Raw genomic sequence first — 22,087 nt, 5'->3', positions numbered from 1 at the left:
ACATGCCGGCAGGCAATCCGGCAGTGCTTACTGGCCGACTTTCGCGTTCCACTCGGCAAGCCAGGCGTCGCGGTTGTCGAGGGAAACCGAAGCCGGAAGAAGCGTCAGGCTCTTTGCGGTTTCGGCGCCGTAGGTGATGTTGTTGGCGACTTCGTCGGACACCTTCACTTCGGAATTGGCCGGGCTGTCGACCAGAGCGGTGGCAAGTTTGGTCTGAACTTCGGTGGAGAGCCAGTAGTCCATGAACTCAAGGGCCAGATCACGGTTCTTGGAACCCTTGGTGACGACCATGACGTTCATGCCGCCTGTCTGGCCTTCCTTCGGGGTTGCCCATGCCAGCGGCAGGTCAAGCTTGGTGAAGGGCGCCCAGGAGAAACGGCCGATGGGAGCGGCCCAGATTTCTTCCTGCTGCATCAACTGCACGAGCTGGGAAGACTTCACGTAGAAGGTAACGATGTCGCCTGCCTTCTTGCTGACCGCGTCGATCGGAACCTGCAGGTCCGGATTGTCGGAACCAAGAGCCTTGCCGAGCATGTAGAGTGCCGGAGCGCCCTGGTTGGTGGTGATGTTCGGGAAGGCGATATGCGGAGCGATGTCGTCCTTGAGCAGATCTGCCCAGGAGTCGATCTTCATCTTGTCGGTGCGATAGACGATCGACGTTGCATAGAATGTGTAGCCGACGCTCATGCCGTCGCCGTTCGGATCCTTGGCAACATCATAGAGCTTGTCGAAATTGGTGAGCTTGGACGTGTCGACCGTGTCGATCAGACCGTTGCGGGAGGCTGCCATGGCATCAGCGGTGGACATTACGGCCATGTCGATGACCGGATTGTCCTTGTTGGCTTCCAGCTTTGCCAGACGCTCGACGCTGTTGCCGGTTTCGACGACGACCTTGCAGCCGCACTTTTCCTCGAAAGGCTTGTAGAGGATCTCGCTGAACTCGTCCTGTGCGAAGGCATAGGCGGAGATGGTCAGGGTCTTGTCCTGAGCCTGGGCAAAGCCTGCGCTCAGCGTCAGCGCGGTTGCCGCGCAAAGAAGGGTCTTGAGGGTCATTCCATGTCTCCTGCTGGTGGTGCTTTTACTGCTTGGGACGAAGCCGGGCCGGTGGTTTGGCGCACGACCAGATCCATTGGCACGCTTGTTCGGTCTGCCTTCGCAACCTTGCTGAGCCGAAGGACGGACTTTTCCTGGTCCGGAGCCGTCTGGGCCTCGATTACGATTGTGAGGGCGGAAATGGCTTGTTCGGCGATGGTTTCCATATCCATGCGCACGGTGGTCAGAGCAGGCGTGATGGCCGAGGACCAGATCAGGTCGTCAAAACCGGTCACGCTGGCCTCATCAGGGACGCGGACACCCGCCCCTTGCAGCTCGGTGAGGGCTCTGAGGGCATGAAGGTCAGAAACGGCGGCAAAAGCGGTCACGCCTTCCTCGAACCGTTCCTTCAGACCAAGATGGCAGCCTTTCCCATGTGCTTCCTCATGGGGCTCGATCCAGAGGACGCGGGCGCGCACCGAAGACGGCAGACAGGACTTGATGCCCCCGATGCGGTCGTTCTGAACGTTGGAGGCAGGGTTGTTGCCGATCAGAAGCAGATCCCTGTGACCAAGGTCCAGAAGATGGCGGGCGACCAGCTGACCGCCCTGCCAATGGTCCGCGGAGACTGTGTTTCCCGGGGTCGAGGGGCTGTCGATGACGGCGACCGGGCTGCCGATGTCGGCAACCCGTGTTCCGCGTCTCGGGACGATGACGATGCCGTCCACACCCCGGTCCTGAAGCTGCTGAATGGCTTTCGTCTGCATGGCCACATCGCCGCGGGAGTCCGCGATCAGCACGCCATAGCCCGCATTCGAGGCAGCGTGTTCGATGGCCTGGGCAATCTGTGGGAAAAGCGGATTGGCAATGTCCGGAAGCACCAGGCCGAGCACCTGGGTGCGGCCGGTTCTGAGCGCCCTGCCCGCCTGGCTCGGCATGTATCCAAGCTCGGCCGCCTTGGCGCGGATCCGTTCCGCCAGCTCTTCCGAAACCCGCCCCTTGCCGGACAAGGCATTGGAGACCGTCGCGGCGGACACGTCCAGCAGCGTGGCAAGCTGACTGAGATTGGGTCTGGTCCGGCTGGTGCTCATAAGCCTTCGCAAGCGCTTGATTAAACGATTAAGCGTAGCGATAGACGAAAAATACGGTTCTGTCGACTCGAATGTCACAGGGGTGTCATCCCGCGAAGACGTGAGGGAAAGCGCGGAAATCTACTGGCTGCAATCAAGAGGGAGTGGGCCCGCAATGCGCTCTATCCTGGCGTGCTGTGTGCCAGGGCGTCGCGATGTGCTGACGTACCTGTTTGCTGAAGGGAGGAAACAGTCTCTCTCTTCAATTCCCATCAGGTCAGGCATCAATGAATGCAACGCCTTAGGTCTATGTTGTCACGCCTTGCAGCAAGGACAGGTCGACGCAGAGACGCTCGGGGGCTTCCTCGCCATTGAGCCGGCTGAGGATCATCTCACCGGCCTGGCGGCCGATCTGTGAGGTGTCGACGCCGACGAGTGACAGACGCGGCGAAAGGGCGGCGAGATCCGAGCGGTCACCAAAGCCGAGGATGCCGACGTCTTCGGGAATGCGTTGCCCCTGCGCTCCGGCCTCGATCATCGCGCCTATCCCGAGAAGATCATTGGCGCAGAAGACGCTGTCAAAGCTGACGCCGCTTTCCTGGAGCTTCCGGTAAGCGCTGCGGCCGTTTTCGATGCTCTCCACCTGATCGACCACCACACTTCCGGTAAGGGGAAGATCGCGCTGGGACAGGCGCTCCGTGAAGCCTTGGAGCCGCAGTTTGCCCCGGCCGCCACCGCGTCCGATGAAGGCTGGCCGCTTGAAGCCGCGATTGGCCAGATGGGTTGCCGCGAGCCTGCCCGCGTCCACGTTGGAGAAGGCCACCAGCATGTCGATCGGGTCGCGGGTATGGGCCCAGCTCTCGACGATCGGAATGTTCAGGTCGCGCAGCATGCGTCGGTTTTCCTCAAGCTCGATCACGCCAGTGAGGAAGACGGCAGCAGGGCGCAAGGCACGTAGCGATTGGATTGCGGTCAGTTCGCGGGAATAGGAATAGGAGGTCTGCCCCACCATCATCTGCAGGCCGTTTGCCTCTATCACCTGAGCGCAAGCCTGGGCGGCCCGGGTGTATTGCTGGCTCAGCAGATTGGAGACAAAGACCGCGACGATGCTGGAGCGGCCTGACCGCAGGGCAGAGGCATGTGGATTGGACCAGTAGCCGGTCTCCTGCACGACCTCGAGAATGCGCTTGCGAGTTTTCTCCGAGACGAGATCCGGGTTCCGGAGCGCTCTGGAGACCGTGATCGGTGACACGTCTGCCAGGCGGGCCACCTCTTCGATCCGGACGGGCTTGCTGCGGCCGGTTTGAGAGGAGGATGTCTCCTCCTCAATGCGCACCACGTCATCAAAGGAGTGGGCAGTCATATCATCCGCCATGATGCCCAGCTCCCTGGTCACTTAAATCAAGAGGCCAACTTGAACCAGGCAATCGCCTGCTTGCGAGTCCGTGTGAAGGCGTCTTGAAAGCACCACGCCACCAACTGAGAAGTGCAAGGATTCTTCAGGCAAATCAAGCCTTTCAAAATCGTGGTACCAGCCCGCGACATCCCCTGCCTTGACTGTATCGCCGACGGCAACGGCCGGTTCGAACCAGCCCCGGCGCGTGGCATAGATCGCTTGCTCATGACTGGAAAGTGCCAGCAGGGTCATCGTCCGGTTCTGCAAGGGGTCTCGGGAGAGAACCGGCTTGTCGCAGATGCCGAGCGCCATGAGGACATTGTCGATGGCCTGGGTGGTGACGGCCATGGATTCTCGGGTGGCTGTGCCGCCGCCGCCGAATTCACCGCTGAGGCCGATGGCGCCTGCACGGGCTGCAGCTGCCATGGAGGTTGGCGCAGAAGCACCATTCTCGGCGATGAAGCCATACGGCAGGGCCATGGCCTGCATCAGGCGGGTGGCTTCCGCCAGCTGTTCAGGCGGACCCTGGCGTTCGATCAGGGCGCAAAGAAGATGTTCCATGGAGGTGCCGCCGGAGTGGAGGTCCAGGACGACATCATGTTTCGGGAACAGTTCATGTTCCAGAAAATGGGCCATGCGCTGGGTCGGCGTGCCGTTCGGATCGCCCGGGAAGGCACGGTTCATGTTGCCTTCGTCCAGCGGAGAGCGACGGCGGGCAGCCATGACGGCGGGGGCATTGGCGAAGGGAATGATGGTGACGGAGCCGCGGATGTGTTCGGGCTCAAGCAGCCGTGCCAGGCGCACCAGAGAGATTTCGCCTTCGTATTCGTCACCGTGATTGCCGGCCATCAGGAGAAGGCTCGGACCATCGCCATTGCGAATGCGGATGACGGGAACCTTCACCTGGAAATAGGGCGAACGATCGACGGAAAAGGGAATGGACAAATAGCTCGAGGACTTGCCGTCGGCGTCGAGATCCAGGTCGTGAAAAATACCGGTATGCATGGATGCTGCCTTGAAAGGGAGATGGGCGGCGGAGGCTGGCTCCGCCGCCCCAAGGATCAAACGTAGGCGACGGCCGTCATTTCGACCCGCAGGTCAGGATCGGCAAGGCGTGCCTCGAAGCAGGCGCGTGCCGGCGGGTTTGCCGGGTCGATCCAGGCGTCGTAGACCGCATTCAGCGCGTCGAAGTCGGTGATGTGAGGCAGAAGCACCGTCACCGACAGCAGCTTGGACTTGTCGCTGCCTGCCTGTGCCAGGAGGTTGTCGATCTTGGCAAGGATTTCGCGGGTCTGCTGTTCCAGCGAGGACTTGCGGTTGTCGGCCACCTGACCGGCGATGTGGACAGTTCCATTATGGACTACGGCCTGGCTCATGCGCGGGCCGACTTCGAAACGTTGTGCAGTCATAGGGTCGTCTATTCCTTAGAGCATGTTGGGGACTTGGCTTGCCTGGCCGAAGAATTCGACCTGCAGCGCGTCAAGCTTGCCGTTGAGGCGGTTGAAGAAGAGATCGGTGTTCAGCCACTGCAGCAGGTTGTGCTCACCCTGGTTGACGGCGATATGGGCCGGGGACTGACGGATACGGAACTTCAGTTCCAGGTCCGCGCTGCCCTTGGCGCTGTTGGCGATCACGCTGTTTTCGGCGAAATATTGGGTCTGGCCTGCGGAATAGGCAGCCATGGCGCTGGCGGCGTCTTCAAAGCGCACGATGTTCGCCTTCGGGGCGTTGTCGGTCAGCCAGACGTCCAGGGTGGTGCCACGGGCAACGGCGATGGAGATGCCGTCCATGTCTTCCGGGCTCTTGAATTCGGCCGAGCTGGCCGGGCCGAAGACGCCGAGATCGGTGGCAACATAGGGGGCGGTGAACATGACCTGCTGGGCGCGCTCCGGCGTTGCGCCTGCGGCGGCAATCAGGATGTCGATCTGGTCGGAGAGCAGGCTCGGCAGACGGGCTGCGCCGGTCACTTCCACGATTTCCAGCTTCACGCCGAGGTCGGCGGCGACCAGATTGGCAAGGCCGATGTCGAAGCCGGTCAGATTGCCGGAGCCATCGCGGTAGCCCCACGGTGCGGAGTCGGCGAGGACGCCGATGCGCACGGTGCCGTTGTTCAGGATGTCGGCGAGCTTGTCGGCGAAGGCGTTGACCGGCGCCAGGGTCATCAGACCCATGACAGCGGCTGCAAATGCAGACTTCAGGTTCATTTTATTATCTTTCCTCTGGATGGTCAGTGAGTTGAGCTGATGAAGTTCCGCAGCTCCGGAGTTGCCGGATTGGCAAAAAGCGCCGCTGGCGCACCTTGCTCATGCACCTTGCCGGCATGCATGAAGACGATCTTGGACGCCACATTGCGGGCGAAGTTCATTTCGTGGGTGACGAGGATCATGGTCATGCCCTGACGGGCGAGGTCTTCCATGACCTTCAGCACTTCGCCGACCAGCTCCGGATCGAGTGCCGACGTTACTTCATCGAACAGCATGAGCTCCGGTCCCATGGCGAGGCAGCGGGCGATCGCGACGCGTTGCTGCTGGCCGCCGGAAAGCTGCTCGGGATAGGCATCGATCTTCTGTTCCAGACCGACGCGGCTGAGCACTTCATGGGCCAGCTTGCGGGCCGCCTCCCCCTTCGCCACACGCTTGGTCAGCGTCGGGGCCAGGGTGATGTTCTGCTCCACCGTCATATGCGGAAAGAGATTGAACTGCTGGAAGACGATGCCGACCTTTTCGCGCAGACGGCGCAGGTCCGTTGCCTTGTCATGCACCACTTCGCCGTTGATGCGGATCTCTCCGTCATCAATGGATTCAAGGCCATTGATGCAGCGCAGGAGCGTGGATTTTCCCGATCCGCTGCGGCCGATGATGGTAACGATCTCGCCCTTTTCAACGTTGATCGTCACGCCTTTGAGCACTTCGACATTGGCGAAGGACTTGCGGACATTTTTGATGTCAACGAACGACATGAAGCTTCTTCTCCAAAGAGCGGGACCACTGGGTCAGCGGGAAACAGATGGCAAAGTAGATGGCCGAGACACAGGCGTAGGAGGTCAATGGCGCGAAGGTTGCGGCACTGGCAAGCTGACCGGCGCGGGCCAACTCGACAAAGCCGACGACCGATGCCAGCGAGGTGTTCTTGATCAGCTGCACCAGGAAGCCGACGGTGGCCGGAAGCGCGATCCGGAAGGCCTGAGGTGCAATCACATGGCGGAAGCTCTGCCATCGGGTCAGGCCAAGACAGGCAGCCGCCTCGCTCTGGTTGGTGTGGACAGCCTGGATGCCGCCACGCCAGATTTCGCCCAGAAAGGCGGCGGCGAAGACCGTGAAGGCGATGCTGACGGAAATCAGGGCCGGAACCTTGATGCCCAGGAACACCGGCACGCCGAAATAGAAGAACATCAGCATGCCGAGCAGGGGAACGCCCTGGACGATCTGCAGGATGACAAGGGCAATGCCGTTCAGCACCGGATTGCGGCTGGTCCGCATCATGGCCATCAGCAGGCCGAGCGGGCCGCCCAGGGCCAGGGCGATGATCACCAGCGTTGCCGTCCATTGTACGGCCCACAGCATGGTTTCGAAGTCGGAGAGGGTAAATCCGCGCATTGACTGGATCCTAGCGACGGGTGGGCCAGCGGAAGGCAATCCGCTCGGCACCGGCAAAAATCAGGCGCAGCGACAGCACCATGACGAAGTAGATGGCGCAGACCACGGCGTAGACTTCGAAGCTGCGATAGGTGCGGCTTTCAACGAAGGCGGCCGTGTGGAACAGCTCTTCGGCGGAGACCTGGCTGGCCAGGGACGAGCCCAGCAGAATGAGGATGATCTGGCTGGTCAGGGACGGATAGATGTTGCGCAGGGCCGGCAGCAGGATGACATGGCGGAACACTTGGAACCGGGTGAGGCCCAGGCATTGGCCTGCCTCGATCTGGCTCCTCGGAATAGACGCGAGGCCGGAGCGGAAGATCTCCACCGAATAGGCGCCCATGTAGATCGACAGGGCCACAGCGGCAGCTTCGAACGGTGGCAGGCGCAGACCTGCATAGGGCAACACGAAGAAGATCAGGAAGATCTGGATCAGGGCTGGCGTGTTCCGGATCACTTCCACATAGGAGCGGATGAGCAGGCGGACAGCCGGGAGCCGGTTGTTCGACAGAAGAGCCCCGAGGAGACCGATGAGCATTCCGGCGACCGTCGCAATCAGCGTCAGCGTCAGAGTCATCTGGATGCCATGCAGGAAATCATCCTGATAACGCCAGAGCTGGTTGAAGTTGAGGGTCATACGACAGGCCTTTTGTGCCGGTTAGCCGAAATAGGTAGGGAAGCTGGCGAGGATCGCGCCGTCCGGGCCGCGTCCCAGGATTGACCGCCAGCGGTCGATACAGGTGCAGGGGTGGGAAATGCCGAACTCGACGACGTCGCCCACTTCCGCCGGATGGCTTGGGTCGACGCGCAGGAAGGCATGCTGGTCGTTCAGCTTGAACACCGATGCGCCCTTCCCGTCTTCTAAGTGGTTTCCATTCCTGTAGAAAGCCAGAGGCCGGGGCATGTCCTGATCAAAGGAGACGTCACGCATGCCCATACCGCAGATCAGCAGGTCAGGTTCCGGCCGGGACAGGACCTCCGCCCAGACCCGGAGCGCGGGTGTGAAGGCTTCGGAGGCCTTCTGACCGGTGACGGGTTCAAAGCCGTTGCGCTGGTCAAGCTGGGCCAGCGCGCGCTCATAGACACCGTGGTCATGGAAGAAGATTGCACCACTGCGCAGGACCATGCGGGCATTGCCGTCAGCTTCGACTGCCGGCAAGAGATGTCTGACCACCAGATCGAAGAAAGAAGAGCCGCCGGCGCTGAGGAGGAGTTCCGCTTCCGGCCGGGCCTTGCGGATCTTGGCAAAGGCCTGAAGAGACAGGTCGCACAGTTCTGCGATGGCAGCTTCCGTTTCGGCCGGGTCTGCCTTGGCGGCGGCTCCCTCGTAGCAGGCGATGCCTGAAAGCTCGAGACAGTCTTTTGCCAGAACTTCGTCAATCAGGGCGGTGATTGCGGCCTCATCCCGCGCACCGGCACGTCCGCTGCCGATTTCGATCAGCACAGGTAAAGTGCGGCCGCAGGCCTTTGCGGCAGCCACGATGGCTTTGGCGGACGCGATGGAGTCGATGAAGAAGATTACTTCCGCTTCAGGATGGGCAGCCAGAAGCTTGCCAAAGCGGACACCGGAGACTTCCCCGCCAATCTGGTTGGCGACAAGCAGCCGCGAGAAGCCGCTGTTTAGAAGCACCATCGCCTGCTGCAGATTGGCGACCGAAAGGCCCCAGGCGCCCTGATCTGCCAGACGGCGGCTGAGTTCCGGAGACATGGGTGTCTTTGCATGAGGCGCCAGCAGAAGATTGCGCGCCTTGGCATAGGCGAACATGGCCTCTGCGTTCTTGTCAAAGGCTGCAAGATCAAGGGTCAGAGCCGGCAGGGAAAGATCCCCCCGTTCCGGATGCAAACCCTTGGAGGCAAGGTCATCGCCTGCCCCAATCACGCCCACCAATCCACGCAGAAAACTCACGCCCAACCTCCAATGATAACGTTGTCATTAAGTGCCAAAATGATAACGTTGTCAATTGGGCCGCTTGCATATTTCTTAGGCCTGCATTTTTGAGGGATTCTAGGGAGTTTTTGCGGCTCTCGCGCTGGAAATCAGTCCAGCCTGCTCACGACTTGATCACGTCAGGAGGGAGGAACAGCAGGTTCCTGAGGCTGAGCTCAGAAAATCCCGACCGGATGTTTTCCGGTCAGGAGCACTTTTGAAATAGGGACTTACCAGGGTTGGGAGGCCGGGCCGACGGTGAATTCGTTGACGGTGGTGTCTTCCGGCATGTCGACTGCGAAAGCGACCACCCTGGCAATGCGATCCGCCGATATCCCATAGGTCGCATAAAGGCTCTTCATACCTTCTGCGCTCCGTTCGTCGGTGATCGTATCAAGCAATTCCGTGTTGATGGCAGCGGGATAGATCGTGGCGGTGCGGATATTGGTGCCTTCCATCGCAGATTCCATTCGCAGCACTCCCATGAAGTCCTTCAGGAACCATTTCGTCCCGCCATAAACGGCGCCGCCCGGATAGGCCTTGAGACCGGCGACGGATGATGTGGCAAGGATCTGTCCGGACTTTTGCGCCAGGAAGGTTGGCATGACAGCGGCCACGCCATTGAGCACGCCGGTGATGTTCACATCGACCATCTGCTTCCATTCCGCGGTCTTCAGGGCGGAGACAGGGCTGCTTGGCATCAGGCCCGCGTTGAGGAAAATGGCGTCGACGCGGCCGAATTTTTCCTTGGCGAGGCTGACAAAGGCATCATTTTCGTTGGGGTTTGTCACATCCAGAGCCGTAAATTCGGCCTGACCACCTGCTGCCCTGATGTCTTCGGCGATCTGACGCAACTTGTCTTCACGCCTTGCCCCCAGAACGACTTTCGCCCCTTTTGAGGCCAGTTCGACGGCGGTGGCAGCTCCGATGCCCGAGGAGGCGCCGGTGATGAGAATGACTTTGTCTTTGATCATTGGGTCTCTCGTATTTTCAAATGTTGATTGTCAGCCGGCGTATTGGCCGTCCGTTACATGTTCCATCCAGTCGACGACCTTGCCGTCCTGCACTTCCTGAAGAGCCGTATGGGTCATGGCGCTATCGGGGGCGGCTCCATGCCAGTGTTTTTCCTCTGGCGCGAACCAGACGATATCGCCCTGCCGGATTTCTTCGATCTGCCCGCCCCAGCGTTGAACCCTGCCGGTTCCGGAAGTCACGATCAGGGTCTGACCCAGCGGGTGTGTGTGCCAGGCTGTGCGCGCGCCAGGCTGGAAGGTCACGCTGGCGCCTTGCACCCGGTCCTTGTCGAAGGAATTGAAGAGCATTTCGACCTGAACCTTCCCGGTGAACCAGTCACCAGGCCCAGCAACCGCCTTGCGGTCATCGGCTCGGATAATCTCCATGAGGTGCATTCCTGTCTTGCGGTCCGGCCAGTGGCCGAACCAGGTGTGAGTGGATGCCTCGCTATTTAGGCTGCTCTGGGTTATTGGATTAGGTGCATTAATTTGCATGAACTAATGAGCAGGATTCAGGAATGGCGCGTGATGAACTGAGCGAATTGCGAGCTTTTGTTGTCGTCGCCAGTGAGAGCAGCTTTACGAGAGCTGCCGCCCAGTTGGGTGTTTCGCCGTCGGCTTTGAGCCATACGGTGCGGGCACTGGAGGAACGGCTCGGTCTGCGTCTTCTGGCGCGGACGACGCGCAGCGTTGCGACGACAGAGGCAGGGGAGCGGCTCTTCCGGTCCTTGTCCGGGCACTTCGAGCAGATCCGCATTGAAGTCGACGCCTTGAGTGAACTACGTGACAAGCCGTCGGGTACGATCCGGATCAACTCGGGAGTCCATGCGGCAGAAACGATCCTGCGGCCTCACCTGAAGCGGTTTTTGCCGGACTATCCGGATGTCAGGGTCGAAGTGTCGGTCAATGACGGGTTCATCGATATCGTCGGCGAGCATTTCGATGCAGGTGTCAGGCTTGGAGAATCCATCAGCAAAGACATGGTGGCCGTGCGGATCGGGCCTGACTGGCGCTTCCTTGTCGTCGGGTCTCCTGCCTATTTTACAGGGCGCACTCCTCCCGAGCATCCGGGCGAGTTGACCGGCCATCAATGCGTCAATCTGCGTTTGAACTCTGCTGGCGGGCTTTATGCCTGGGAGTTCGAGAAGGATGGCCGGGAGCTCGAGGTCCGTGTCTCAGGCCAGCTGACCTATGACAGCATCTTTCCCGTCCTGCATGCTGCACTTGACGGGCATGGACTGGCCTTTGTTCCCGAAGATCTGGCCTGCCCCTATCTGAAAACGGGGCAGCTGGTGGCAGTTCTGCAGCCGTTCTGTCCGCTGATACAGGGCTATCATCTTTATTATCCGAACCGGCGCCTCGCCTCCCCGGCCTTTGCGCGATATGTCGATACGCTGAGGGTCAGAGCCTGAAGCAGCAATGGCCTGCGCTTCAAGACGTTGCTGGCAGCGCAGGCTTCAGCCCACCATATTGATTTAGCCCCGCGATCAACGCTTTGAGTTCCGGCTCGCTCACGGCTGATGCGGCTGCCTCGGGAGTAAACCAGCGCCGCTGACGCTGTTTCTGCTCCGGAAAGCTCTTCGCCAATTCGCGCACTTCAAGCAGAAAAACTTCGACAACTGCGGGCACCAATGCACCCTTGCTCATTTTCTTGATGTAGGAATAGGTGCCACAGGGCTTTTTCTGAATGCGGCCCTTAACGCCGGCTTCCTGCCAAGCCTCCAGCCCGGCGGCCTGGTGCGGTTTCTTCTTCCGCATTGGCCAGCCTTTCGGGATGACCCACCGGCCAGTCTCCCGGCTGGTTATGAGCAGGATTTCCAGTTTCTCCGGGACCGTTTCAGACTTGCGGAAACACAGGGCGCCATATTGGGTCCTGACGCTTCTCTCCCGATAAGCGTCTGCCTTTGCCTGTTCGCTTGTGCTTTCTGTGTCCGCGTAGGGCATGGCTCCCCGATGGCATCAAAACAAGTCTTGAATTGGCTGAGAGGTCACCGGAACAGGTGTTCGTTTTCCTCTTCCGGTTGAGTTGACATGACCCCTCCCCGGACCGTCAAGCACGGTCCCTGTCTTTTGCAGATAGAGTGCGATCTACCCCCGGATTATTTGTCCCAAGCGCCAGTGCGGCAACTTAATCCACTTTGTGCAGCAGTATTGCGCGGAAGTCGTTCACGTTGGTGAGTGTTGGGCCCGTGATGACCTGATCACTAAGAGCTGCAAAGAAGCTGTGGCTGTCGTTGGCAGCAAGTGCTGTCCTGATCGACAATCCCTGAGCCCTTGCACGAGAACACGTCGTTTCGTCGAATAGTGCGCCTGCAACTTCTGCAGCACCATCCACACCGTCCGTATCACATGCGATGGCGGAAATGCCTGGTGCTCCGTCTAGGGCATCGGCCAAAGCAAGGCAGTATTCTGCGTTTGGACCGCCTGTACCCGTACCCTGGTGGGTAACGGTGCATTCGCCGCCGGATAAAAGCAGCAGAGTCTCTCCAGGGGCAAGCGCTGCCTGTTCTTCAAGGGCAAGCCGGGCGTGCGCTGCGGCAACCTCCCTTGCCTCTCCCTCAATGGCGTCGCCGAGTACCTTGACAGCAATTCCCTGGCGGATTGCCTGCTTGCGCGCTGCCTCGAGCGACAATGCAGGTGCGGCGATGATGCGGCTCTCTGCGCGGGACATTTCCCGCGCCGTGTCCGGCCAGGTTATCCGGGATCCGGAAAGCACAGCCTCCATGGAGGGGGGCAGCGGAATGGACCAGCGATCCGCAATTTCCTTCGCCTCCTTCTGGGAGGTTCCGTCGGGAATTGTTGGACCGGAAGCGATCATGGCCGGATCGTCTCCCGGAACGTCCGAGATGATCAGGGACAGCATCGGGGAGGGCCAGGCAGCCGCAGCAAGTCCTCCGCCTTTAACCCTGGAAAGGTGTTTCCGCAGCGTGTTCATCTGAGAAATGGGCGCGCCGCTGGCCAGCAGCGCTTGTGTCATCGCCTGCTCTTCCTGGAGCGTGATGTCACCTGCAGGCCAGGAAAGGAGCGAAGAGCCCCCGCCCGAGATGAGGGCGATGACAAGGTCATTTTCACCGCATCCCTGCAGCAAATCGACAAGACGGCGTGTTCCGGCGAGTCCGCGGCTGTCCGGAACCGGATGGGAGGCACAGACAACTTCGATCCCCCGCAGCTCGCGGCTATAGCCGTCTCGCGTAAGAACGAGGCCCTCGCAAGGACCCCAGACTTTTTCGACGGCTTCCGCCATGCGGGCAGACGCCTTGCCGGCACCGATCACCACCACCCGGCCGGACGGACGGGGTGGCAGCGCCGCAGGAACGGCCTTTAAAGGGTCTGCCGCTGCCACGGCCGTATCGAACAGGCTTCTGAGCAGGTTGCGCTGCCACAAGATTTGCCCGGAAGCCTGAGCCAGCCTGTCAGGAGAGTGCATCTGCAATTGCCTTGCCGCAGGTTTCCGTATCCGCGGATCCGCCCAGGTCTCTGGTCCTCAGAGCTGGTTCTGAGAGACATTTTTCGATTGCGGTAACAACATCGGCCGCAGCCTCAGCATGCCCCAGATGCTCCAGCATCATGGCTGCCGCCCAGATCTGGCCGACCGGATTTGCGACACCAAGTCCGGCGATATCGGGTGCAGATCCGTGAACAGGCTCGAACAGGGAGGGAAAGTTCCGCTCGGGATTGATGTTTCCGGAGGGCGCGATGCCGATGGTGCCGGTACAGGCCGGACCGAGATCCGACAGGATGTCGCCAAAGAGATTGGAGGCGACCACCACATCGAACCGGTCCGGATTGAGCACGAAATGGGCGGTCAGGATATCGATATGATATTTGTCGACGCTGACGCCCGGATAGGCCTTGGCCATCTCCGCAACGCGCTCGTCCCAGTAGGGCATGGTGATTGAAATGCCGTTGGACTTGGTGGCGGATGTGAGCTTCGCACGGGGGCGTCTGGCTGCCAGTTCGAAGGCGTATTTCAACACCCGGTCCACGCCGACCCGGCTCATCACCGTTTCCTGAAGAACGATTTCGCGCGGGGTGTCCTCATACATTTTTCCGCCGATCGAAGAGTATTCGCCTTCGGTGTTCTCCCGGACGATCCACATGTCGATGTCACCCGGCTTACGGCCTGCCAGCGGACAGGGGACGCCCGGCATCAGCCGCGCCGGGCGCAGGCTGATGTACTGGTCGAACTGGCGGCGGAACTGGATGAGGGATCCCCAGAGGGAGACGTGATCGGGCACAGTCTGGGGCCATCCGACGGCACCGAAGAAAACGGCATCGTGGGTTTCAATCTGCGACTTCCAGTCATCGGGCATCATCTGCCCGTGCTTGGCGTAATAGTCGCAGGAGGCAAAGTCGAATTCCTTGTAGCGCAGATCGATCCGGTGCTTCTTGGCAGCCGCTTCGAGAACGCGAAGACCTTCGGGAATGACTTCCTTGCCGATACCGTCCCCTGCGACGACGGCAATGTTCAGATGGTTGCTCATTGGCGCCTCAGTCGTTCCGGCCGCGGATTGCTGCGATGACGGCGTCCGTAACCATGCGGGTCGTTGCCTTGCCGCCCAGGTCTGGCGTGTGCAGCGAAGGGTCGGCGGTAACAGTCTCGACTGCCTGCATCAGCCGGGCGGCTGCGGGTTTTTCGCCGAGATGTTCCATCATCATGGCCGCCGTCCAGAAGGTTGCGACCGGGTTGGCCACCCCCTTGCCGGTGATGTCGAAGGCGCTGCCGTGAATGGGTTCGAACATCGAAGGGGTTTCGCGTTCGGGATTGAGGTTTGCCGTCGGGGCAACGCCGATGGAGCCGGAGAGCGCGGCGGCAAGGTCGGACAGAATATCCGCGTGCAGGTTCGTCGCAACGATCGTGTCGAGAGAGGCCGGGTTCATCACCATTCGGACCGTCATTGCGTCCACCAGCATCTTGTCCCAGGTGACATCCGGGAACTCTTTTGCGACTTCAGCCGCAATCTGGTCCCACAGAACCATGCCGTGACGCTGTGCATTGGACTTCGTCACCACAGTCAGGAACTTCCGGGGACGGCTCTGGGCAAGTTTGAACGCAAAGCGCATGATCCGTTCGATGCCTGCGCGGGTGAAGATCGAGACATCGGTCGCGATCTCCAGCGGCAAGCCGGGATGCGACCTGCCGCCTTGGCCTGCATACTCGCCTTCCGAGTTTTCCCGGACGATCACCCAGTCGAGCTCATCCTTGTTCACGTGCCGGAGCGGTGACTGGATACCGGGCAGGACGCGGGTCGGACGGACATTGGCGTATTGATCCAGAGGCTGGCAAATGGCCAGCCGCAGGCCCCAGAGTGTCAGGTGATCCGGTACATCCGGAGCGCCTACGGCTCCGAACAGAATGGCGTCGAAGGCCCGCAGCTGATCCGCACCGTCCTTCGGCATGAATTCACCGGTGCGCTTGTAGCGTTCGGTCGACCAGTCGAAGTTTTCGACCTGGAATTCAAAGCCGCCGTCGCGCTCTGCCAGTGCATCGAGCACCTCAAGGCAGGCATCGACAACTTCCACACCAATCCCGTCGCCGCCGATGGCGGCGACCTTGTGTATTTTCTTGCTCATAGTTTGCTCCAATTCAGAGAAATAGTCCGGCAGGCATGCGCAGCATCAGCACATTGGCCATGAGCCACCAGAAGCCTGCGCAGATGGCCAGTCCGGTGAGGGCCCAGATCGCCCAGGTGCGCAGTCCGGGCCGGTCGTAGTCTGCAATCAGCATGATCAGGACAAAGGCCGCGAAACTGGTGGCGAGGAAGCCGATCATCGGCAGCGCAATGACCCACGCCAGCATCACCAGTGCGAGTGCCAATCGCCGGGCAGAGCCTGGATCTTGCGGGCGGCGCTGCGAGGCAGGGCCGGAGGGCCGGCGGAGATGCTGAAGGATCAGGATGATTGAGAAGGCTGCAAGGGCAGCGGAAATCGTCCAGGGGAAGACCGCTCCGAGAGGTGACATGCCGTTTGCGCCGGTGAAAATCCAGATCCCGAGGGCGATGAACAGACCGGCAATAGCCATTGACGGCAGGTCGCGGGTTTTCACCTCCGGAGCGATCCGGCTGCCGGAATCTGAAACCGGGTCATCCGTCCTGCTGAGTTGCTTGCGGCGGTTCTTCTTCCAGTCCGACCACATCGGCAAGAGCAGGGTGAGAAGGGCTGCAAGAATAATTCCGATGCTGATGGGCCGGGTGAAGAACATCTCCGCAACGCGGCCGGAAGCATTGCCGATCAGCCAGGTCTGGACAAAGCCCTGCTCGGCAATGGAGCCAAGGACCAGGCCAAGAACAATCGGTGAAGGCTGGAAACCGTAGCGGTTCAGGATCCAGGATAGGATGCCGAGACCGACCATGAGTTGAGCGTCATCGATATTAGAATGGATCGCAAAGGACCCGATGATGGTCAGCAGGGCCACGGTCGGGGCCAGCAGGGCCTTCGGGACCTTGATGATAAAGTTGTAGGCATAGCGGCCGATCAGGAGCCCGACAGGCAGCATCAGGACCGTGGCGATCAGCAGACCCCAAATGAAGGTATAGACAATGGGAGCGTCCGTCGTGAACAGGGTCGGGCCGATCTTGATGCCTTGCACGAGCAGCGCGCCCAGGATGATCGCGTCTGGAGGTGTTCCTGGAATGCCGAGCACGAGCGTTGGAATGAAGCCGCCGCCGACGGTGGCATTGTTTGCAGCCTCTGTTGCCAAAACCCCGTCCGGATTGCCCTTGCCGAAACTTTCAGGCTGGCGGGACGAGCGGCGTGCCTCCGAATAGGACACAAGACCGGCGATGGAACCCCCTGCCCCGGGCAGAATGCCGATGACGGTGCCGATCACCGACGAACGCAGGATGTTGACCTTGCTTTTGATGGCAACGCGGACGCCTTCACCGAGGCGCAGACCGCCAGCTTCAGAAGGCTTCAGATGCGGGTCAGGATTGGCCACGAGATCAAGGATCACGGGAACGCAATAGAGACCGATGATGGCAGAGGTCAGATCGATCCCCGCCAGAAATCTCTGCATTCCGAGTGTATAGCGCACGTCTCCGCCCACAATGGCGACGCCGACCATGGACAGGAACAGGCCGATGCAAGCCCCGATCAGGCCCTTGACCGTGTTGCCGACGGACAGGGCAGCGATCAGGGTCAGCCCGAAAACCGCAAGCCAGAAATATTCCGTAGGGCCAAAGGCCAGTGCAACCTTGGCAAGGGGCGGTGCGAGCAGCAAAAGCGCGATAGCACCGACGAGACCACCAGCGACAGAAGCAATCGTCGCCAGGGACACGGCCAGACCGCCGTCGCCCCGCTTTGCCATCGGAAAGCCGTCGAAGGTTGTCGCGATTGCCGAAGGCGTTCCGGGTGTATTGACCAGAATGGCAGCGAAGGCGCCGCCATAAATTGCGCCGGTGTAGATCGCGCCGAGGGCGATGAGGCCCGCGGCGGGATCCATTGTAAAGGTGAAGGGGACAAGCACGGCCACCGCCATGGTAGCCGAGAGCCCAGGCAAGGCACCGATCACCGTTCCAAGGATCACGCCAACAAGCGCAAGTCCCAGGTTCAGCGGTGTCAGAGCGTCCAATAGGTAGCCGAGAATGTCCATCTTCAAGCGCCGTTACTTGATGATACCGAGCGCTTTTGCGCCTTCGGTATATTCCTCAACCCGTGCTGCGACGAAGTCATTCATCTTGCTGTAGCCGATGTCGGTAAGCACGAAGCCGCCGCTTTCCATTTTCTGCACGAAATCAGGACGCTTGTTGATTTCAGACACGATGTCCGAGATCCGCTGGCGGAGATCTTCAGGTGTCGAGGCCGGAACGGCGACACCGCGATAGGCACCGCCTACGATGTTGTAGCCAAGTTCCTTGAAGGTAGGCACATCGGGGAAGGCTGGAAGGCGCTCGTCTGCAGCAACTGCCAGCATACGCATGGCATCACCCTGAGTTACGCCGGACGTCGCATAGTTGAACCCCGCCATGGTCGAGCCGCCGAGAACCGCGGTGACCGAAGGACCCGTGCCGGAGAACGGCACATAGGTGGTCTTGACATCGGCTTCCGTGTTGAAGCGGATCGCGGCCAGATTGTTGGACGAGTTAGACCCGGAGCCTGCAAAGGTTACGAGGCCGGGATTGGCTTTTGCATAATCCACGAGGTCGGCGAGCGTCTTGAACTGGCTTTCCGCGCGAACAAAGATCGCATCCGGCGTGTAGTGGAAATAGTGAACGGGAACAAGATCTTCGGTCTTGTAGCCGACAGATCCTGCCAGCGGCTGCAGAACCGTGTGCGGCATGTTGATGCCCATGATCGTGTAGCCGTCACCCGGAAGGGAGTTCAACTGCGACCAGGCCTGGGCACCGCCCGCACCGGGCTGATACTGGATCACGACCTGCTGACCGGTGACAGCTTCCCATTCTGCCTGCTGGTACCGGGCGGAAATGTCGGACTCGCCACCTGCGTTGAACGGGATGATGTAGGTCATCGGCTTGGTCGGAAAATCGGCCGCAGACTGTGCGGCTGCGGGAGCAATGGCTCCCAGAAGCGCAACGAGCGCTGTTGCAACGGTTCTTTTCATGGGTTCCTCCACTTGTAACGCTGCACCTTCGCGCAGCGCAGTTGATGCGGGAGTTCAACCGCAGACTGTGTCTGTCGAGTGTGGTCCCGCTCCCTCCCTGACCTTTTGGGCATTCGCCCGGTCTGAGCCAGACACTCCTCAATGCCCAGTGCCTTTCACCCTAGACTGCTGCGTAGAAATAATTAAATTCAGAAAATGAACATCATTATTGCTTTGAGGGAAGTAATGAGCGAGAGCGACATGAGTTTCTTCGTGCTGCTTGCCAGGCATGAAAGCTTTGTGGAAACGGCAAGAGAGCTGGGGGTGACGGCCTCCGCTGTAAGCCGCAGGCTCGCCCGTCTGGAGGATCGGCTGGGTGTCCGGCTCATGAACCGCACCACCCGCCGGGTCAGTCTTACGGGCGAAGGGGAAGTCTATTTCGCCAAGGCTGTCAGGCTGCTGGGAGAAATCGAGGAGCTGGAAAGTAGTCTGCGTACCGCGCGCGAGAGGCCCAGTGGTCTTTTGCGGATCAATGCGACGTTTGGCTTCAGCCGGGCCTATATTGCCCCGACTGCAGCCCTCTTCTCGGAACGCTATCCGGATGTGGATGTTCAGCTGGTGGTGAGTGATGCGCCGTTGAACATCATCGAGCAGGGGTTCGACCTGAACATTCGGTTCGGTCACCCGCCGTCAAGCAATCTGGTGCAGCGTCTTCTTCACCGGAACCGCCGCTTCATGTGCGCCTCTGCTTCCTACATTCAAAAATTTGGGAGTCCGAAGGTCCTCAAGGATCTCAGTCACCACGATTGTATCGTTCTTCGTCAGGAGCATGACATTTACGACATCTGGAAGTTCGAGGGACTGGATGGCGAAAGCGCTTCGGTGAGGGTCAATGGCCGGCTGAGCACCAATGATGGGGAAATGGCGCGAGAGTGGATGCTCGGCGGACGCGGCATCATGCTCAGGTCGGAATGGGATATTGCAAGCCACGTTCGGGAGGGGCGCATTCGGGTGATCCTGCCTGACTATTTTCAGACGGCCAATATCCTGGCGATCTACCCGGAGCGGCATAATCTGACTGCCAAGGTGCGTCTCTTTGTCGATGCGCTTGCCGAGTGTATCCAGTCCTCGAATGCGGCCTCCCCTTTCCAGATCACCAACCAGCAACTTCATGGCCCCAGATAGCAATCGCCTTTGTGCCGAATGGCTGCTATTCAATGCGCATTGGGCATGAATAATCCGGAAGCTGCACATGGACCTGGCTTTGCTCGAAGATTTCCTGGAACTTGCGAGGGAGCTGAATTTTTCGCGTGCGGCAGCGAAGCGGAACCTGACCCAGCCAGCCTTCAGCCGGCGGATCCGCGCGCTTGAGACGGCTCTCCAGACGGATCTTGTTGTGCGTACGACCCGGCAGGTCTCCTTGACCGCTGCTGGTAAGGCCTTTCAGCCGCGCGCCGAGATGATTGTCCGGATGCTGGTGGATGCCCGGCGGGAGGCGCTCGAGGTCGCTGGCCAGGCGCAGCGCAACCTGACCATCGCCGCGACCCATGCCTTGTCCTACACGTTTGTGCCGCGCTGGCTGATGCAGGTGGCGGGTCCAGCCGATGTGGGCATGCTCAACATGATTTCCGACACCCATCGCCAATGTGTCCGGCTTATGGAGAGCGGAGATTCCAGTTTCTTCATATGCCACAAGGGACCGGTCGGCCCCTCCGTTTTGCCCGAGCGCCACTACCTTTGTAAGTCAGTCGGCAAGGACCGGCTGGTTCCCCTTTGTGCGCCCTCTGCCGATGGTCGGCCAAAATGGGAATTGGGCAAGGAGGCAACTGAAGCCCCGCTCATTGCCTATGCGCCTGCCTCAGGCCTGAATGCCATCCTTGAGGCGTTCTGGTCGAGCTTCGGTAGACCAGATGTTGCTCCGGCAATGAGCTCGGTTCTGGCGGCGGCCAATCGCGAGATGGCCAAGGCAGGACAAGGTGTCGCCTATCTGCCGCAGTCTCTTGCCGAGCCGGACATGGCGGCTGGAACACTTGTTCGGGCAGGAAGCGGCAAACACGACATTCCGCTTGATATCGTGATCTACCGCCCGCGTTCGCGCCTCTCGCCTCACTGTGAGGCTTTCTGGCAAAAGGTGGTGAACGGGTCTGTTGATGATTGATGCTGTTCTGGCATGAATTGTCGTGAAATCGGCATTGGCTGCCTGGATCTGAAAAACGTTAGTGTCCTGTCACAAGCCCGAGGACCGGGCCTAGACACCAACGGGACAGCGCCAATGCGTATTGTAGACATTTGCGAAATCACCAAGCCGATCTCCTCGCCGATCCGGAACGCCTATATCGACTTCAGCAAGATGACTGCGAGCCTGGTGGCCGTTGTCACCGATGTGGTCCGGGACGGCCGCCGGGTGGTTGGCTACGGCTTCAACTCCAACGGCCGCTATGGTCAGGGCGGTTTGATCCGCGAACGGTTCCGTGATCGGGTCCTGGAAGCGGATCCAGCGCAACTGCTGAATGAGGAAGGCACCAACCTAGATGCGCACAAGATCTGGTCGGTCATGATGCAGAACGAGAAGCCCGGCGGTCACGGCGAGCGCTCTGTTGCGGTGGGCACCATCGATATGGCGGTGTGGGACGCCATTGCCAAGATCGAGCAGAAGCCGTTGTTCCGGTTGCTGGCCGAGCGCAAAGGCCTTGAAGCGGATCCCCGCGTCTTCGTTTACGCGGCTGGCGGTTACTACTATCCCGGCAAGGACGACAGCGCGCTGCGCAAGGAAATGCGCAGCTATGTCGATCGCGGCTATACAGTGGTCAAGATGAAGATCGGCGGAGCATCTCTCGCAGAAGATCAGCGCAGGATCGAGGCTGTGCTTGCCGAAATCGAAGGCGAAGCGCAGCTTGCAGTCGATGCCAATGGGCGCTTCAATCTGGAGACGGCCATCGCCTATGCCAAGATGCTGCGGGAGTATCCGCTGTTCTGGTATGAGGAAATTGGAGATCCGCTGGACTATCAGCTTCAGGCTGCGATGGCGGAATTCTATCCCGGACCAATGGCAACCGGAGAGAACCTGTTCTCCCACCAGGATGCGCGCAATCTGATCCGCTACGGCGGGATGCGCCCCGACCGGGACTGGCTCCAGTTCGACTGCGCCCTATCCTATGGGCTGGTCGAATATCTGCGCACACTGGACGTTCTCACCGAGCTTGGCTGGTCGGCCAAGCGCTGCATTCCCCATGGCGGACACCAGATGTCGCTGAATATTGCCGCAGGTCTCGGACTGGGCGGCAACGAAAGCTATCCGGATCTGTTCCAGCCTTACGGCGGCTTCCCGGATGGAGTGCAGGTTGAAGATGGTCACATCGTCATGCCTGAACTGCCCGGCATTGGCTTTGAGGGAAAGTCCGACCTGATCAAGGTCATGCGCGAGCTGGCGCAGTGAAATTCTGTCTGGCCCCGGCAGCCATGCCGCCAGGGCCAG

22 protein-coding genes are annotated in these 22,087 nt (G+C 60.1%); 4 read left to right on the top strand and 18 right to left on the bottom strand.

What is annotated here, in order from left to right; genetic code table 11:
- Positions 1–27 precede the first annotated feature (27 nt).
- The 12 genes from BUA94_RS19875 to BUA94_RS19820 all read right to left on the bottom strand — a co-directional run bounded on the left by BUA94_RS19875 (position 28) and on the right by BUA94_RS19820 (position 10,460).
- The gene (locus BUA94_RS19875; RefSeq protein WP_073015100.1) at positions 28–1,053 is read right to left on the bottom strand and encodes an ABC transporter substrate-binding protein; all 1,026 of its coding nucleotides are present in this window, start codon (positions 1,051–1,053) and stop codon (positions 28–30) included.
- Positions 1,050–2,123 (bottom strand): LacI family DNA-binding transcriptional regulator, encoded by a 1,074-nt coding sequence (locus tag BUA94_RS19870; protein WP_073015099.1) that lies wholly within the window; start codon positions 2,121–2,123, stop codon positions 1,050–1,052. Before BUA94_RS19870 ends, BUA94_RS19875 begins: the two co-directional genes overlap by 4 nt.
- A gap of 286 nt (positions 2,124–2,409) precedes the next feature.
- Complete coding sequence (locus BUA94_RS19865) at positions 2,410–3,477, bottom strand: LacI family DNA-binding transcriptional regulator (RefSeq protein WP_235860655.1); 1,068 nt, start codon at positions 3,475–3,477, stop codon at positions 2,410–2,412.
- Positions 3,478–3,498: 21 nt separating this feature from the next.
- Positions 3,499–4,503 (bottom strand): succinylglutamate desuccinylase/aspartoacylase family protein, encoded by a 1,005-nt coding sequence (locus BUA94_RS19860; RefSeq protein ID WP_073015232.1) that lies wholly within the window; start codon positions 4,501–4,503, stop codon positions 3,499–3,501.
- A 56-nt stretch (positions 4,504–4,559) separates the two neighbouring features.
- On the bottom strand, positions 4,560–4,907 hold the full coding sequence (locus BUA94_RS19855; protein ID WP_073015098.1) for a RidA family protein: 348 nt from the start codon (positions 4,905–4,907) through the stop codon (positions 4,560–4,562).
- A gap of 15 nt (positions 4,908–4,922) precedes the next feature.
- A complete protein-coding gene (locus tag BUA94_RS19850) occupies positions 4,923–5,702 on the bottom strand; it encodes a transporter substrate-binding domain-containing protein (protein WP_073015097.1) in 780 nt (259 codons plus the stop codon).
- Between the two features lie 23 nt (positions 5,703–5,725).
- Complete coding sequence (locus tag BUA94_RS19845) at positions 5,726–6,457, bottom strand: amino acid ABC transporter ATP-binding protein (protein ID WP_073015096.1); 732 nt, start codon at positions 6,455–6,457, stop codon at positions 5,726–5,728.
- The gene (locus BUA94_RS19840; protein WP_073015095.1) at positions 6,444–7,094 is read right to left on the bottom strand and encodes an amino acid ABC transporter permease; all 651 of its coding nucleotides are present in this window, start codon (positions 7,092–7,094) and stop codon (positions 6,444–6,446) included. Before BUA94_RS19840 ends, BUA94_RS19845 begins: the two co-directional genes overlap by 14 nt.
- 10 nt (positions 7,095–7,104) lie before the next feature.
- On the bottom strand, positions 7,105–7,770 hold the full coding sequence (locus tag BUA94_RS19835) for an amino acid ABC transporter permease (RefSeq protein WP_073015094.1): 666 nt from the start codon (positions 7,768–7,770) through the stop codon (positions 7,105–7,107).
- Positions 7,771–7,791: 21 nt separating this feature from the next.
- On the bottom strand, positions 7,792–9,039 hold the full coding sequence (locus BUA94_RS19830; RefSeq protein ID WP_235860654.1) for an alanine racemase: 1,248 nt from the start codon (positions 9,037–9,039) through the stop codon (positions 7,792–7,794).
- A 251-nt stretch (positions 9,040–9,290) separates the two neighbouring features.
- Entirely contained in the window at positions 9,291–10,034 is a 744-nt protein-coding gene (locus tag BUA94_RS19825) for an SDR family oxidoreductase (protein WP_073015092.1), read from the bottom strand.
- Between the two features lie 30 nt (positions 10,035–10,064).
- Positions 10,065–10,460: a (R)-mandelonitrile lyase gene (locus BUA94_RS19820; RefSeq protein ID WP_073015091.1), complete on the bottom strand. Its 396-nt coding sequence runs from the start codon at positions 10,458–10,460 to the stop codon at positions 10,065–10,067.
- Between the two features lie 131 nt (positions 10,461–10,591).
- On the opposite strand from BUA94_RS19820, the gene BUA94_RS19815 reads away from it, so the two are divergent.
- The gene (locus BUA94_RS19815) at positions 10,592–11,485 is read left to right on the top strand and encodes a LysR family transcriptional regulator (RefSeq protein ID WP_073015090.1); all 894 of its coding nucleotides are present in this window, start codon (positions 10,592–10,594) and stop codon (positions 11,483–11,485) included.
- A gap of 19 nt (positions 11,486–11,504) precedes the next feature.
- On the opposite strand, the gene BUA94_RS19810 is transcribed toward BUA94_RS19815, so the two are convergent.
- From BUA94_RS19810 to BUA94_RS19785, 6 genes are all read right to left on the bottom strand, one after another.
- Positions 11,505–11,831 (bottom strand): NUDIX hydrolase, encoded by a 327-nt coding sequence (locus BUA94_RS19810; RefSeq protein ID WP_235860653.1) that lies wholly within the window; start codon positions 11,829–11,831, stop codon positions 11,505–11,507.
- A gap of 370 nt (positions 11,832–12,201) precedes the next feature.
- Positions 12,202–13,500 (bottom strand): glycerate kinase type-2 family protein, encoded by a 1,299-nt coding sequence (locus tag BUA94_RS19805; protein ID WP_073015089.1) that lies wholly within the window; start codon positions 13,498–13,500, stop codon positions 12,202–12,204.
- Positions 13,487–14,557, bottom strand: coding sequence for a tartrate dehydrogenase (locus tag BUA94_RS19800; RefSeq protein WP_073015088.1), 1,071 nt, complete (start codon positions 14,555–14,557; stop codon positions 13,487–13,489). Before BUA94_RS19800 ends, BUA94_RS19805 begins: the two co-directional genes overlap by 14 nt.
- 7 nt (positions 14,558–14,564) lie before the next feature.
- Positions 14,565–15,647: a tartrate dehydrogenase gene (locus BUA94_RS19795; RefSeq protein ID WP_073015087.1), complete on the bottom strand. Its 1,083-nt coding sequence runs from the start codon at positions 15,645–15,647 to the stop codon at positions 14,565–14,567.
- A gap of 13 nt (positions 15,648–15,660) precedes the next feature.
- Positions 15,661–17,664, bottom strand: a complete 2,004-nt coding sequence (locus BUA94_RS19790; RefSeq protein WP_073015086.1) for a tripartite tricarboxylate transporter permease — start codon at positions 17,662–17,664, stop codon at positions 15,661–15,663.
- Positions 17,665–17,676: 12 nt separating this feature from the next.
- Positions 17,677–18,633, bottom strand: coding sequence for a tripartite tricarboxylate transporter substrate binding protein (locus BUA94_RS19785; protein WP_073015085.1), 957 nt, complete (start codon positions 18,631–18,633; stop codon positions 17,677–17,679).
- 225 nt (positions 18,634–18,858) lie between these two features.
- Between BUA94_RS19785 and BUA94_RS19780 the strand changes: the two genes are divergently transcribed.
- The 3 genes from BUA94_RS19780 to BUA94_RS19770 all read left to right on the top strand — a co-directional run bounded on the left by BUA94_RS19780 (position 18,859) and on the right by BUA94_RS19770 (position 22,048).
- On the top strand, positions 18,859–19,797 hold the full coding sequence (locus BUA94_RS19780) for a LysR family transcriptional regulator (RefSeq protein WP_073015084.1): 939 nt from the start codon (positions 18,859–18,861) through the stop codon (positions 19,795–19,797).
- A 67-nt stretch (positions 19,798–19,864) separates the two neighbouring features.
- Positions 19,865–20,770: a LysR family transcriptional regulator gene (locus BUA94_RS19775; RefSeq protein WP_073015083.1), complete on the top strand. Its 906-nt coding sequence runs from the start codon at positions 19,865–19,867 to the stop codon at positions 20,768–20,770.
- 114 nt (positions 20,771–20,884) lie between these two features.
- Complete coding sequence (locus tag BUA94_RS19770) at positions 20,885–22,048, top strand: mandelate racemase/muconate lactonizing enzyme family protein (protein ID WP_073015082.1); 1,164 nt, start codon at positions 20,885–20,887, stop codon at positions 22,046–22,048.
- The last annotated feature ends 39 nt before the right edge of the window (positions 22,049–22,087 follow it).

It is taken from the genome of Roseibium suaedae (genome assembly GCF_900142725.1).
Taxonomy (GTDB): domain Bacteria; phylum Pseudomonadota; class Alphaproteobacteria; order Rhizobiales; family Stappiaceae; genus Roseibium; species Roseibium suaedae.
The sequence above is the reverse complement of the archived record's forward strand: the minus strand, read 5'-3'. Positions and strand labels throughout refer to the sequence as shown.

Bases quoted from the DNA above. Each gene is read 5' to 3' on its own strand.
- BUA94_RS19770 (WP_073015082.1), top strand. From the start codon at position 20,885: ATGCGTATTGTAGACATTTGCGAAATCACCAAGCCGATCTCCTCGCCG.
- BUA94_RS19840 (WP_073015095.1), bottom strand. From the start codon at position 7,094: ATGCGCGGATTTACCCTCTCCGACTTCGAAACCATGCTGTGGGCCGTA.
- BUA94_RS19810 (WP_235860653.1), bottom strand. From the start codon at position 11,831: ATGCGGAAGAAGAAACCGCACCAGGCCGCCGGGCTGGAGGCTTGGCAG.
- BUA94_RS19865 (WP_235860655.1), bottom strand. From the start codon at position 3,477: ATGGCGGATGATATGACTGCCCACTCCTTTGATGACGTGGTGCGCATT.
- BUA94_RS19845 (WP_073015096.1), bottom strand. From the start codon at position 6,457: ATGTCGTTCGTTGACATCAAAAATGTCCGCAAGTCCTTCGCCAATGTC.
- BUA94_RS19800 (WP_073015088.1), bottom strand. From the start codon at position 14,557: ATGAGCAACCATCTGAACATTGCCGTCGTCGCAGGGGACGGTATCGGC.
- BUA94_RS19780 (WP_073015084.1), top strand. From the start codon at position 18,859: ATGAGCGAGAGCGACATGAGTTTCTTCGTGCTGCTTGCCAGGCATGAA.
- BUA94_RS19785 (WP_073015085.1), bottom strand. From the start codon at position 18,633: ATGAAAAGAACCGTTGCAACAGCGCTCGTTGCGCTTCTGGGAGCCATT.
- BUA94_RS19870 (WP_073015099.1), bottom strand. From the start codon at position 2,123: ATGAGCACCAGCCGGACCAGACCCAATCTCAGTCAGCTTGCCACGCTG.
- BUA94_RS19860 (WP_073015232.1), bottom strand. From the start codon at position 4,503: ATGCATACCGGTATTTTTCACGACCTGGATCTCGACGCCGACGGCAAG.
- BUA94_RS19795 (WP_073015087.1), bottom strand. From the start codon at position 15,647: ATGAGCAAGAAAATACACAAGGTCGCCGCCATCGGCGGCGACGGGATT.
- BUA94_RS19825 (WP_073015092.1), bottom strand. From the start codon at position 10,034: ATGATCAAAGACAAAGTCATTCTCATCACCGGCGCCTCCTCGGGCATC.
- BUA94_RS19850 (WP_073015097.1), bottom strand. From the start codon at position 5,702: ATGAACCTGAAGTCTGCATTTGCAGCCGCTGTCATGGGTCTGATGACC.
- BUA94_RS19775 (WP_073015083.1), top strand. From the start codon at position 19,865: ATGGACCTGGCTTTGCTCGAAGATTTCCTGGAACTTGCGAGGGAGCTG.
- BUA94_RS19805 (WP_073015089.1), bottom strand. From the start codon at position 13,500: ATGCACTCTCCTGACAGGCTGGCTCAGGCTTCCGGGCAAATCTTGTGG.
- BUA94_RS19875 (WP_073015100.1), bottom strand. From the start codon at position 1,053: ATGACCCTCAAGACCCTTCTTTGCGCGGCAACCGCGCTGACGCTGAGC.
- BUA94_RS19790 (WP_073015086.1), bottom strand. From the start codon at position 17,664: ATGGACATTCTCGGCTACCTATTGGACGCTCTGACACCGCTGAACCTG.
- BUA94_RS19820 (WP_073015091.1), bottom strand. From the start codon at position 10,460: ATGGAGATTATCCGAGCCGATGACCGCAAGGCGGTTGCTGGGCCTGGT.
- BUA94_RS19835 (WP_073015094.1), bottom strand. From the start codon at position 7,770: ATGACCCTCAACTTCAACCAGCTCTGGCGTTATCAGGATGATTTCCTG.
- BUA94_RS19815 (WP_073015090.1), top strand. From the start codon at position 10,592: ATGGCGCGTGATGAACTGAGCGAATTGCGAGCTTTTGTTGTCGTCGCC.
- BUA94_RS19855 (WP_073015098.1), bottom strand. From the start codon at position 4,907: ATGACTGCACAACGTTTCGAAGTCGGCCCGCGCATGAGCCAGGCCGTA.